The 12783-nt window shown below is 44.5% G+C and carries 12 protein-coding genes; 8 read left to right on the top strand and 4 right to left on the bottom strand.

The genetic code is table 11. The features are described 5' to 3' along the window. Window positions 1–59 precede the first annotated feature (59 nt). The 5 genes from MPQ_RS11310 to MPQ_RS11295 are packed head-to-tail and all read left to right on the top strand — an operon-like array spanning window position 60 to window position 4932. Complete coding sequence (locus tag MPQ_RS11310) at window positions 60–1988, top strand: hypothetical protein (RefSeq protein ID WP_013443083.1); 1929 nt, start codon at window positions 60–62, stop codon at window positions 1986–1988. Next, entirely contained in the window at window positions 1964–3094 is a 1131-nt protein-coding gene (locus MPQ_RS11305; protein ID WP_013443082.1) for a hypothetical protein, read from the top strand. Before MPQ_RS11310 ends, MPQ_RS11305 begins: the two co-directional genes overlap by 25 nt. Window positions 3095–3114: 20 nt before the next feature. Continuing rightward, on the top strand, window positions 3115–3339 hold the full coding sequence (locus MPQ_RS13925; RefSeq protein WP_148225292.1) for a hypothetical protein: 225 nt from the start codon (window positions 3115–3117) through the stop codon (window positions 3337–3339). 38 nt (window positions 3340–3377) lie between these two features. Next, on the top strand, window positions 3378–3785 hold the full coding sequence (locus MPQ_RS11300; RefSeq protein WP_041362375.1) for a response regulator: 408 nt from the start codon (window positions 3378–3380) through the stop codon (window positions 3783–3785). Further along, on the top strand, window positions 3754–4932 hold the full coding sequence (locus MPQ_RS11295; RefSeq protein ID WP_013443081.1) for a response regulator receiver protein: 1179 nt from the start codon (window positions 3754–3756) through the stop codon (window positions 4930–4932). The genes MPQ_RS11300 and MPQ_RS11295 overlap by 32 nt, the downstream gene beginning before the upstream one ends. A gap of 22 nt (window positions 4933–4954) precedes the next feature. On the opposite strand, the gene MPQ_RS11290 is transcribed toward MPQ_RS11295, so the two are convergent. Next, complete coding sequence (locus MPQ_RS11290) at window positions 4955–5308, bottom strand: hypothetical protein (protein ID WP_041362372.1); 354 nt, start codon at window positions 5306–5308, stop codon at window positions 4955–4957. 184 nt (window positions 5309–5492) lie between these two features. Here MPQ_RS11290 and MPQ_RS11285 point away from each other — a divergent pair, with 184 nt between their 5' ends. After that, complete coding sequence (locus MPQ_RS11285; protein WP_013443080.1) at window positions 5493–6488, top strand: LLM class flavin-dependent oxidoreductase; 996 nt, start codon at window positions 5493–5495, stop codon at window positions 6486–6488. A 150-nt stretch (window positions 6489–6638) separates the two neighbouring features. After that, the gene (locus MPQ_RS13915; protein WP_148225291.1) at window positions 6639–7094 is read left to right on the top strand and encodes a hypothetical protein; all 456 of its coding nucleotides are present in this window, start codon (window positions 6639–6641) and stop codon (window positions 7092–7094) included. Window positions 7095–7173: 79 nt separating this feature from the next. Here the strand turns inward: MPQ_RS13915 and MPQ_RS11280 are convergent, their stop codons facing one another. The 3 genes from MPQ_RS11280 to pip form a co-directional block, all read right to left on the bottom strand. Further along, window positions 7174–8172 carry a rhodanese-related sulfurtransferase gene (locus MPQ_RS11280; RefSeq protein ID WP_049821906.1) on the bottom strand — a complete coding sequence of 333 codons (999 nt, stop codon included), beginning with the start codon at window positions 8170–8172 and terminating at the stop codon, window positions 7174–7176. Window positions 8173–8247: 75 nt separating this feature from the next. Beyond that, window positions 8248–9528 (bottom strand): YhjD/YihY/BrkB family envelope integrity protein, encoded by a 1281-nt coding sequence (locus tag MPQ_RS11275; protein ID WP_013443077.1) that lies wholly within the window; start codon window positions 9526–9528, stop codon window positions 8248–8250. Window positions 9529–9622: 94 nt separating this feature from the next. Next, entirely contained in the window at window positions 9623–10573 is a 951-nt protein-coding gene (pip, locus tag MPQ_RS11270; RefSeq protein ID WP_013443076.1) for a prolyl aminopeptidase, read from the bottom strand. A 278-nt stretch (window positions 10574–10851) separates the two neighbouring features. On the opposite strand from pip, the gene MPQ_RS11265 reads away from it, so the two are divergent. Then, window positions 10852–12729, top strand: coding sequence for a methanol/ethanol family PQQ-dependent dehydrogenase (locus MPQ_RS11265; RefSeq protein WP_015830880.1), 1878 nt, complete (start codon window positions 10852–10854; stop codon window positions 12727–12729). Window positions 12730–12783 lie beyond the last annotated feature (54 nt).

The raw sequence follows: 12783 nt of genomic DNA, 5'->3' as shown, positions 1-12783 counted from the left end.
ACAATTGGGAAAAATTTACTCCTAATATATTCTTTAAAGAAATTTCAAGAAAACATGAGATGAGCGATCAAATACAAGTTGCATTGAGAAGCGGGATAAGATCGAACCCTTCATTTAGAGCAGCAGTAAGTAATCTTCGAGTTAAGGTTTCACCAAAGAACTATATTGAAATATTGAGAAGAGCAAAAACATATTTTCCACATAGGATAGGCGCAATACTGCCAGAAAACAGAGGGATTGATTGGGGTGGCTTACGAGGCCCAAAGGTAATGCATCCTGTATCTTTGGATAAGGAGCTTACTTGGCACTTACTGATTTGTAAGCAGTACGTTGAAAAGCTGAATTCACATGTCCAGACTATTGCAGATCTAACCACCGCTTGTTTTGAAAATGACCAGGAAAAAGCAGAGAAGCTTGTTCAGGATCATATACAGACGCATGGTGTGACAATATGGAGTCTAGAAGCAACAATCGCACTGTTAAGTAAAAATGATAAAGATGGCAATCTGATCGATGCGTTTAATATAGAGCATGCAACAAAATTAAATGGAACAATTGCGGCTTCATTAATAGATGTATTCGAAGATTTCTACAATCAATCGACAACTTACGGGGGATTTTATACAAGGTTAAGAAAGTATTTAGATGGAAATAAAGAGGGTGAAATTAAAGATTTCTACCAAGTGAAATTTCTTTCAAGAGTTACAGGCGATAGCCAGCTATCAAATTATTTACAATGGCAGGGAAGTTACGGGTATGTAGATGCTTATGAAGGATTAATGCATTTATACGCCAATATTGGAATGTTAGATCAAGAGGGAGTTGATTTACAAGCCAAATTAAACTTATTGAACATTATTGCAGACATCAAGGATGTAAGATTAACAAATTTGTTACAGTTTACTGCAGGGGAAGGTGTAGAAAAGAAAGGATGCGATGTTTTAAATATTAAGCATTTCCCTAAAATTATAAATAATGATTTGTCTGAGAGGCAACTATATAAAGAGTCTGATATAGCAAGTATTGAAAACATTATTATTAATTTCTTAGAGCATTATAACGAAGAGAAATGCGATATACGCGAGCTATATAAAAATACAACTACAACAATATCAAAATTTAGCTTTCTTCCATTCTTCAATGCTTCATTTGCATTTCTACATGGTATTTTTTCACCTCTTATAAGCGACATTTCGTACCGTAGGTGTTGTGCTTTATCTATTCCAATCATAAGCAATAGCCAAAGTGCGGAATGGATTAATATGACATTTCAAGAAAAGGTAGAAAAAAGTTTCGTTCAAAATTATGCTTGGTCTGCCATTTTATGTAGCAATATTGAATTACAGGCTAGGTATAAGAGGATTCTTTATCATGTTATAAGTGAGAAAGGTTCGCTCGATGAGTTCGATGGATATGAAATTCCGCAAGAGTATCGAAAAGGGTTTGAGCTACTTAAGTTAACAGTTTTAGACAGGCTAGATAATTCAACTGAAGCATTATCTTTCATAGTTTCATTAGCACTTAAAAACAATTCTCAAGCTGAATTCTTACCTTTCTCCAACTATGTTGGAGGAAGTAAGGGAGTTAAGGATTTAAGTGAATTTGATCCGATCGATTTAGTTATTGCATTATATTTTTGCGATCTTACTGATTCAAACAAAAAAGTGAAATTTAACTTGGATTATTCATGTAACCTTTTACTCAAAAAATACAGTTGTAGAAGTATTGCGGAATTGGTAACAAAGAACTCAAACGATGAAAGATTGAACTTTATATTATGGAAGGTTTTATGGAAGGTTTTGATCCCTAATAATTTAAAGTTGGTTAGTTTTTTAAGAGATATTGATGAGGTTGAGAATGGGAGAATTGAGGCGTGCCAAGTTCTCTTAAATATAAACTATGGTGATGCGGAGGAATACGAAATATCGTATGGAAAAAAGAAATCCGCCAGGCTGAACGTGGTGTGGAAAGCTCAAGAATCAATGTAAATAAAGATAATATAAAAAAATGGGCAGAAGAGAATTACAGAGAGCAGTATGATCGTGTTAAAAAGACAAGGACAACTAGAATATCCCCCACTCTAGATGAGCTGCATGTCGCTATAAAAAATATACGTAATCATCTACCTCTGGAAAATACTTCATTAGATAAAAATATGAAGGATCCAATTTTTAATATGGGCTTGGAGATAATATCTAATTGTTACTATAAAGAAAATGATGGGCTTGATCATTTTCTGAGTTTAAGAATTAGACATGGTTCTTTAATGGGATATTTGCGTGCGCCCATGGAGAAAGAGCATCTATTAGAGCAAGGATTGCTGAATATGGATTCTCCAATATCTAAAAATTGGAAAGATAAAATTGAATTTTATAGTGCAAAGGATTTTGAAAAATTCATCACTGGTCTAAAACTATTCCAAGAGAAATTTGACAATTTAATAGAAGATTTAAGGGCAAAATACCTTCAAATTCGGAATGTTGAGCGGCCAGATGGATTGTTTACTGCAAAAATGGCAAGAGTTGTTCTCGATGCATACCATTCAGAATGGGAAGACGCAAAGACCTTTGATGATTTTTTCCTAAGTTGTTGGGATGGGTTTAAATCATTACTCGAGAACAGCCTTAAAAATATTCGAAAGTTTTTGGATGAAGATATTCTTAAGGAAGTAAATTCATATGCTGATGAATTTTCATTATTTATTAATGATGTCGGTATGAAAAATGCAGATAGGGCAATAATTAACTCTGCAATAACACGAGGTGCGACTGCTTTTCAAGAAGCAATTAGATTGGTTAAGCAATGGTTCACATTCGTTGATGAGATTAAAGATAATTATGAACTTGAGTATACTCAAGTTTTAGAACTGGTATTTAAGGTATTTAGAAATGCAAGACCTAGTTTAAATATTGAGGTCTCATCAAATGATGTTCCTAATAATTATAGATTCAACACTCAGTCTGTTTCGATATTGGTTGATGCTTTTTTCATAATTTTAGATAATATTTATAAACATTCTGGCTATATTGGTTCTGTAAAAATAGAATTAATAACTAAGAAATATATAAGAATGAATTCTTCGAAATTACTATAATAAGTCCCGTTTTAAGTTCATTGGTAGATAAAAATAAAGAAGAAATAGAGAAAATAAAATCTATTTTATTTAATGGTGATTTGTCTGAAGCTTTAATTACAGAAGGGAAAAGTGGATTGATAAAATTAGCAAGGATTGCTGAGAACTCTATTTCTAAAGCAAGATATCCTAGCATAATTCCATTGGATTTTGGGTTTGACAGTAATAATAATTACTTTGTTACTATACGCTTGTTGTATTTCTAATAGAGGATGATCTATTCAAAAATAATAATATTTATAAAGTGATCGAAGAGCATTTTCCATTTGTTAATATCATGGTCGCTAAGTCCGTAGTTTCATCGGTTCAAGTGATTGATGAAAATCAATTTGATCTGGTCATTTTGGATCTAGCAATACCTGATTATGATGAAAGTAACGAAGCTTCTCAGGATTTGGGTGGAGTCATCGTATTTCGATATTTACAACAAGTTCATCCTAATGTTCCGGTTATTGTAATAACTCAATATGAGACGCTTAAAGTCGGGAGTGTCCTGCGGGATATTTCAAATATCAAAGATGAACTTAGCGAAGAGTTTGGGGCTCAGTTTCTTGGATTATTACAATACAAATTAAATGACGATTATTGGAAAAATTGTTTAATAAATTTTTTAAGGGGTCATGTTAGTGAATTTAAAGCTTATGTCTATTAATACTTCATTGGCTGAATTCTCTCAAAATATTGATATTGTTAATACCGCAAGTAATGTATCAGAGGCAAGGAGGTTTTTAAATGAGGGTAAATATGATTTGCTGATATTAGACATCAAAGTTCCTTATCGATTGAAGGAGGATGCCGTAATAGATGCTGGTACTAATTTTCTTAAGGAAATTTTCGAAGATAATCAACATAATCATCCAAGATATGTTGTGGGAATATCTGGAATTGAGGGCGATCCATTTACTGAAGCAAGTCATATCTTTCAAAAGCACGGTTGGGTACTTCTGAATTATTCCTCCTCGTCATATGTATGGAGAGAATCCTTAAAATACTATCTTCATCACATTCTGATTGTTCAAGAAAATATTGATGAATTATATGCTGATTTAGTTATTGTTACAGCATTGGATAAACCTGAATTGCAAGCTGTTAAGATTGTTTTTCCAGAATTAAAAGGTCCTAGGCAGATTGACTCTAAAACTCTAATTTGGGAGGGGGATGTTCAAACAGTTAAAGGCACGGTAAAAGTTGTTGCTGCCTCATGTTGGCAAGTCGGATTAAGCGCTGCTTCAACTTTTTCGGAGCGTCTTATTACTATGTTTAAGCCAAAATTAATTGCAATGACTGGTATTTGTGCCGGATATTCAGATTCCGTAAATATTGGTGATGTTATTGTTGCTAATCAAAGTTGGCAATGGCAGGGAGGGAAGATTTTTCAAGATGATGAAGTAACGAAATTTTTACCAGAACCTGATGTTTATAGACCGAATCAAGATATTTTAACTAAACTTAAAACTATAAAAATTTCTGATTTGAAACCTATTACTGATCAATACTATCCTGCAGATTCTGATAATGATTGGAAGATTGTGGCTGGGCCTTTAGTATCTGGGGTAAGTGTGGTTGCCTCTAAAGATACCATGAGGGAGGTACGTAATCAGCATCGAAAGGTACTAGGCCTAGAAATGGAAGCTTATTCTATATATTTTACTGCTCATTATCATCCAATTAATCCACAGTCAATTGTCATTAAGGGTGTCTGCGATTTTGGGGATTCAAGTAAAGGTGATAATCACCAATTAATTTGCTCGATCCGTAGCGCTGTACTTTTAAGAAAGCTAACTGAGTTGATTTTCTAATTTTCATTTGAGCGTACAGTTATTAACAGAACTCCAAGGGGGCTAAAAAGCCCCTAACCCCACCCTCACTATCTTCCGGGCTCTCCGCTGCACTTTGGCCTGTGGTTGTGCTTTGTGCTAATGGCGTTGGTTTGATAACCTCACGCCTCCCCTTAAAGGTAATGCTCCATTGCTCTAACCGTGTTGGCACAATCACTGTTCCGCACTCAATGCCTATGATCTGATTGCCGCTCGCTTCCCTGTAGCGGTTCGGCTTGTCGCTCCACACCTTCGCAAGCTGCACGGGCATTTCCTTCCGCTTGCCTAACGGGCCACCCATGAGTTCCATGAAGGTTTTCCAGTCGTCTTTATCGGCGGTTTCCCAGATAGTCTGCATTTCAGGGCTCAATTCTGCTTTTTAAGTCGTCGCATTTCCCGATAGATGCCTACAGGCGGCCCGCCGATTTGCTGATACTGGCCAATATCCCATGTTCGCGCCCCATTGCGATACTTTTACAAAAATAGACCTTACTAAAACAATCGTTGTCCAAAACACTCATTCATAACCGACATGAAGCCGTATGTCTCATTTTTCTGTTCTGGATCTTTCCCCGATTGCACAAGGCCGTACTGCGTCCGAATCTTTTCAAGCCACATTGGAGCTTGCGCAGCATGCGGAGCGCTGGGGATTTCGTCGTTTTTGGCTGGCTGAACATCATGGAATGCCAGGTATCGCCAGCGCAGCTACCTCTATCTTGATTGCCCACGTAGCAGCGGGGACTTCCTCGATTCGCGTGGGTGCGGGTGGCATTATGCTACCTAACCACTCACCATTAGTCATCGCGGAACAGTTTGGCACATTGGAGTCTTTATTCCCGGGACGGATTGATCTTGGGCTCGGACGGGCGCCAGGATCGGATCAAATGGCGGCACGTGCGCTGAGGCGCAATCTATCCTCTGACGCAGACGATTTTCCTGAAGATGTCATGGAACTGATAGATTACTTCTCAGATGAACCGCGAGGGCCCGTTCGGGCTGTGCCAGGAACGGGGCTTAACATTCCCATATGGATTCTTGGATCAAGTCTCTATGGTGCCCAACTCGCCGCAGCGATTGGTTTGCCGTACGCATTTGCATCTCATTTTGCTCCAGCACAAATGATGCAGGCCATTGAGGTTTACAGAGCTACATTTAAGCCTTCAAAATTCTTAAGCCAACCTTATGTCATGCTCGGCTTTAATGTCATCGCAGCGGATACTGACCAAAACGCAAATTTGTTAGCTTCGTCAATGCAGCAGGCATTCATTAACTTGCGCACAGGAAATCCTTCAAAGCTTCCTCCGCCGATTAATAACTACCTGGAGAAAATTGGCGGGGCTGAACGTGCACTCCTCAGCCAAATACTCTCATGCTCAGCGATAGGTGGCCCAGATAAGGTCAAAGATGAAGTCGATGCATTTATTGCCAGAACTCAGGCGGATGAATTAATGATTACATCGCAAATTTTTGATCATGCTGCCCGTCTTCGGTCTTATGAAATTGTTGCGAATCTTCACGAAAATTTCGTCATTGCATAATCTCAACTAACAAGACATCTTGAATCAATAAGAAGAGGTTGAAGATGCAGAGGTGAATTTTTATTCACCAACGGTGTTGCTCGAATTTTATTGAAGAGCTAACACTTTCTGACAGCAACTTCAGCGTTTAGCTTATGGTCTATTGCATTGATGTTGATATGGGGTGCCAACCTGCAGGCAGGGGGCGTGGCCGCGGGCGGCGGTACGGCAGGGGCGCCAGCCGGCGGTGGTGGCACAGGGGCGACGACTTCTCCCGCGCCAACGACATCTCCTTCGCCTAATACTGTGGCCCCTGCGGGGTCTGACACGCGTCAGGGTACTGAGCCTTCTTCGCCCGATACTTTTGCGCCTGCTGGCTCGCAGCGTTCGCCGGGGACAGACTCTACCTCGCCGGACACTTTTTCGCCTGCAAATCCAACGGCCACTCCTTCCAACCAGGCCCCAGCAAGTGCGCCTCCCGTGACCGGGACCAGCGCGCCACCTGTGTCCGGTAAAACGGCGCCCGCGACGTCTACTATCCGTAGTGCTCCGCCGGTCACTTCGCCGGATGGCAGTGCGCCACCTGTGACGAGTGATCCCAGTGCGCCTCCAGTCACCACGCCTTAGATCAATTTTCTGAAAGTGCAGTACATCCCATAAAAAAGCGCTGACTATGCAGCGCTTTTTTATGGTGAAGCTTGTTAGGCTATTCTTCGTGATGCTTGGTGGCTTTGATCTGCTCCAGCTTGGTTTTGGCCGCGTCGCCGATATGGGCTTCGCCGCGTTTTTTTGCCAGCTCTATCTGCTTTTGCCGCTCCAGGATGCGGGCTTTTTTCTCATCTGAGATTTTGTCGTAGCAGTGCGGGCAAGACACGCCGGCCATGTAGTGCGGGGATGCTTTTTCTTCGGGCGAGATAGGGTGGCGGCATGCGTAGCACAGGTCGTACTCGCTTAGTGCCAGGCCATGGCCGACGGCCACGCGCTGATCAAACACAAAACATTCGCCTTCCCACAGGCTTTCTTCCTTGGGCACGTTTTCCAGGTATTTGAGAATGCCGCCTTGCAGGTGATATACGTTCTCAAAGCCTTGCTCCAGCATGAAGGCGCTGGCTTTTTCACAGCGTATGCCGCCGGTGCAGAACATGGCGACCTTTTTGTGTTTGTTGGGGTCGAGGTTCTTGCTCACATACTCGGGGAATTGCCGGAAAGTGGTGGTGTGCGGATCAAGCGCGTTTTTAAAGGTGCCGATGTCGTATTCGTAATCGTTGCGGGTGTCGATGACGATGACATCCGGGTCGCTGATCAGCGCGTTCCAGTCTTCGGGCTTCACATAGGTGCCGACTTTTTTATTGGGGTCTATGCCAGGCACGCCGAGGGTAACGATCTCTTTTTTCAGGCGCACTTTCATGCGGTAAAACGGCATTTCTTCGGCGAAGGATTCTTTGTGCTCCAGGTCAGCCAGGCGCGGGTCTGATTTCAGATAGGCGAGCATGGCATCTATGCCTTCACGGCTACCGGCCACAGTGCCGTTAATGCCTTCAGCGGCGAGCAGCAAGGTGCCTTTCAGGCCTTGGGCGTTACATAGATCGAGCAAGCCGGGCTGCATGGTTTGGTAGTCATCCAGCGGGGCAAATTTATATAGGGCGGCAACAATAATATCGGGCACTGCAAAGGTCTCCTGCGTAATCCCGCTATGATAATCCATGTTTGAAACAAGGTTAAATGGTTTGGCGGGTTAAGGTCGGCATTTTACCGGAATTTATACTGAAAAATCGCAGGCTTACAGCGTGTGGTTGCTATGCTGCAGGCGGCGCGCCATGTGCTTGAGAAAGCGCATGGCCACCTTGGGCTCACCCATGAGCAGGGTTTCGATGTTGTCGGCGCTGATAATCACAACATCGGCATGGTCGGTGATTACCTTGGCATCGGCCACGCGTGGGCTATCGGTAAGCAGGGCCATTTCACCAAAGTAGTCTCCAGGCCCAATCTCGCGAATGGTGCCGCCAGGGAAGATCAGCTGCACCTTGCCCATGACGATGTAATAAAGATCCAGCCCATGCTCGCCCTGACGGAAGACATATTCATCGCGCTGGTAGATTTTGCCGTAGCGGTTCATCAACTCTTGCAGGTAGTGTTCTTTGTCCTTGGGCAATTCACCGAATAAACCACGCAGCAATAACACGTCTTTTTTGTGCAGGGTGGAGATCAGCTCAGTGCCAAGCAGAAATACAGCAAAGGTGTAGTACAGCCAGCCGATGGAAATGAACATGTTTTTCATGCCGCCAAACACCGTGTCATAAGACTGATTCAGCGAAAGAAAAAGCCCGAAGGCGGGGCGCATGGCGATCCACATGATGCCGGTAATGGTCGAGCCGATCAGGATATTTTTAAGTGAAATGCGTGCCGGAAAAAAGATGCGATAAAAAATGGCGATCAGCACGGTGCAGATGACAATGGAGCTGACGTTATCAATCAGCTTGGTGTGCGTGGCGGATGGATTGAAAAAATCAATCACCTTTTCCAGCCCCAGCCCCATGAGAGTAAAGATAAAGAAGAGCAGCAGGATACCAAGTACGCCAATCACATCCTTGAACTTGCGCTTGATGAAGGAGGGCTCTTCTACCATGGAGGCTATGGTGTGAAAGGCTGAGCGCAATGCGCCCGCCAGTGGCGTCACAATCCAGAATAGCGCGAACATGCCAAACGCCCCCCACACTGCCTGGTGTTTGGAGACGTTATAGACCTCGATCATGATGCGGTGGCTGAACTTGGGCACCAGGTTGCTGGTGAGGATGGCCAGCTTGACGATGGCGTAGTTGGATGACACCACCAGATGGCTCAGCATGAAAAAAATCAGCAACGCCATGGGGATCAGCGCAAACATGGCATAAAAGGATAATGATGCCGAAATGCTGAAGCCGTTATGCAGCTGGAAGGCGCTCAATGTCTCGCGAAAAATGAAAAAGGGCGTGCGATAACGCCGCCTGGCGTAGGCGTTGAGCGGCATGGCAAGTGCCGGGTGATTGCCTATGTCTTTTACCTGATTGAGCTTGATAGCCAAAGTTACCTTGCGCCAGTTGCGTGGATGGAAATGCTGGCTGCATTAAACCTTAGATAACGAGCCAGCCGCAAGTGTATAAGCTGGCTCGTCATGCTTACAGCTTTTTAAATTCTTCGGTGGCCGCCACCAATGCCGAGAGCGTGCCTGCTTCCATACCAGAGTGCCCGGCATCCGGCACCATATGCAGCGCTGCATGAGGCATGGCTGCATGCAGTTCATAGGCGCTAATCGGCGGGCAGACCATGTCGTAGCGGCCTTGCACAATCACAGTGGGAATGTGTGCAAGGGCTTTGGCTTCTTTCAGCAAATCCCGCTGGCCGACAAAGCATAGATGCTTTATATAGTGAATCTGCACTCTGGCACGTGCAATTTGCACTTCATTGCTGGCCGAGCCTTCATTCTTGCCGGGCAACAGCGTCATGATGCTGCCTTCAAACGCATTCCAGCGCGTGGCGGCTGGGGCGCTGATGGCGGGATCATCATTAAAGACAAGTTTGCCGTAAGCCTGCAGCACATCGCCACGGTCTTCTTCTGGCAGATAGGCCAGCAGCTTTTGCCAGGCTTCCGGGTAAAAGTGTTTCACATCGCCCAGAAACCAATCCAGCTCTGATGGTCGGCTGAGAAAGATGCCGCGCAATATCAGACCGCGTACTTTGTCAGGATGTGCAATCGCATAACACAGTGCCAGCGTGCTACCCCAAGAGCCGCCAAACACCAGCCAGCGATCAATGCCCAAGTGTTCGCGCAGCTCCTCTATATCGCTGACGAGCAGATCCGTCGTGTTCTCTTCCGTGCCGCCATGAGGGTGGCTGCGCCCGCATCCCCGCTGGTCCAGCAGAATAATGCGGTAATGCGCCGGGTCGAAATATCGGCGCTGCGCCGGATTGCAGCCGCTGCCTGGACCCCCATGCAGAAATACCACCGCAGGGCCGGCAGGGTTGCCGCACTCCTCAAAATAGATCTGGTGCCTGGCTGATACATTTAGCCAGTCACTGCGATACGGGAGGATTTCTGGAAACAAATTGTAAGTATGCGAATTATTCATTTGGGTATAAGGTAACTCTTTGTTTTATTTGGTGATGATTATTTAGGAATTTAGGGAAAAACTCATTCTGCACAAGGGAAAAACTTAATTGTAAATAAAATGTAAATAGAGTATTGCAAAACATTTTGGAGTGATCTAATATTCGGATCAACTCACTTATAAGGTGAGTGAGAGCAACAACTAAATATGCCGTAAAAACCTATAACAATAAATAGGTGGCTGTTATCTAGTTAGCGCTTTGATTAAACCCTTAGTAGTAACAACTATGGAGATTTAAAATGGAGATGAGCAAGATTAAATTGGCTCTGGGCGTGGCAATCGGTATGAGCATGGCTCTTCCTATGGTTGCTTCTGCTGCTGCAGACCAAGAGGCTGCGATGGCCAACCCAAACAACTGGGCACACCCACGCGGTCAGCACAACAACAATGCATACAGCACCCTGAATCAAATCAACAAGGGTAACGTTAAGAACCTGAAGGCTGCCTGGACATTCGCTACCGGTGTTAACCGTGGTCACGAAGGCTCCCCACTGGTGATTAACGGTGTGATGTACGTTCACACTGCATTCCCAAACAACGTTTACGCTCTGGACCTGAACGACAACCAAAAGATCATCTGGTCGTACTTCCCTAAGCAAGACCCATCCGTACAAGCTGTTCTGTGCTGCGATAACGTAAGCCGCGGTCTGGGCTTCGGCGACGGCAAGATCTTCTTGCAACAAAATGACGGCATGCTGGTTGCTCTTGACGCTAAGACTGGCGCCAAGGTTTGGGATGTTAAGAACACTGATCCTAAGGTCGGTGCTACTAACACCAACGCTCCTCACGTTATCAAGGACAAGGTTCTGACCGGTTGCTCCGGTGCTGAATTCGGTGTTCGCTGCTTTATCGCTGCTTACAACCTGAAAGACGGCTCCCTGGCATGGAAGGCCTACTCCACTGGTCCTGACAGCGAAGTGCTGATTGGTGCTGATTTCAACAGCGCTAACCCACACTACAGCGCTCTGTCTGTATACCAAGACGTGAACGGTGGTAACAAAGAAGGCGGTTCTTTCAAGGCTCTGTCCAAAGACCAACTGAAGTTCCCTGAAAAAGACCTGGGCGTTAAGACCTGGTTGAAGCCACAAGCTGTTAAAAACGGCTGGGAACACGGCGGCGGTTCCGTATGGGGCTGGTGGCCATATGATCCTAAGTTGAACCTGGTGTACTACGGTACTGGTAACCCATCTGTTTGGAACCCAGACGTACGTCCTGGTGACAACAAGTGGTCCATGACTATTTTCGCTCGCGATCTGGACACCGGTATCGCTAAGTGGGGTTATCAAATGACTCCTCACGATGAGTGGGATTATGACGGCATCAACGAAGTTGTTCTGTTCGAAAAGGGTGGCAAGAAGTACGCATTCCACACTGACCGTAACGGTTTCAACTACACATTTGACGCTGTTGACGGCACCCTGCTGGTTGCTGAAAAAGCTCACCCCTTCATCAACTGGGCTACCCACGTTGACTTGAAGTCCGGCGTTCCTCATAAGGATGCTAAGGCTTCTACTCACCAAGACTACAATGCCAAGGGCATCTGCCCAGCAGCTCTGGGTGTTAAGGACCAACAGCCAATGGCTTACTCGCCACGTACTGGTCTGATGTACATCCCATTGAACCACGTATGTATGACTTACGAGCCAGTTGAGTCCAAGTACGTTGCTGGTCAACCATGGGTTGGCGCTACTCTGACCATGTTTGCTGGTCCAGATGGCGTAATGGGTGGTTTCGAAGCCTGGGATCCATTGAAGGGTAAAGCAGTTTGGTACAACAAAGAGAAGTTCTCGTCATGGGGTGGTGTTCTGACTACTGCTTCTGACCTGGTGTTCTACGGTACACTGGAACGTGACTTCAAGGCAGTTGATGCACAAACTGGTAAGCTGTTGTGGAAGTTCCAAGTTGGTTCTGGTGTGATCGGCAATGCCTTCACATACAGCCACAAGGGTAAGCAATACGTTGGCGTACTGTCCGGTATCGGCGGTTGGGCTGGCGTAGCGATGAACCTTGGTATGACCAATGACACCGACGCACTGGGTGCTGCTGGTGGCTACAAGGAACTGACCAAGTACAACGCTGCTCCTGGCGGCGGTGCACTGAACGTGTTCAGCCTGTAATAGTTGAAGAAATTCAAATATTTACAGAACTAACCGTTAGTTAGTGTGTCATAT

Source organism: Methylovorus sp. MP688 (assembly GCF_000183115.1).
GTDB lineage: Bacteria > Pseudomonadota > Gammaproteobacteria > Burkholderiales > Methylophilaceae > Methylovorus > Methylovorus glucosotrophus.
Note: the sequence above shows the minus strand (reverse complement) of the source record. Positions and strands in the feature narration are given on the sequence as shown.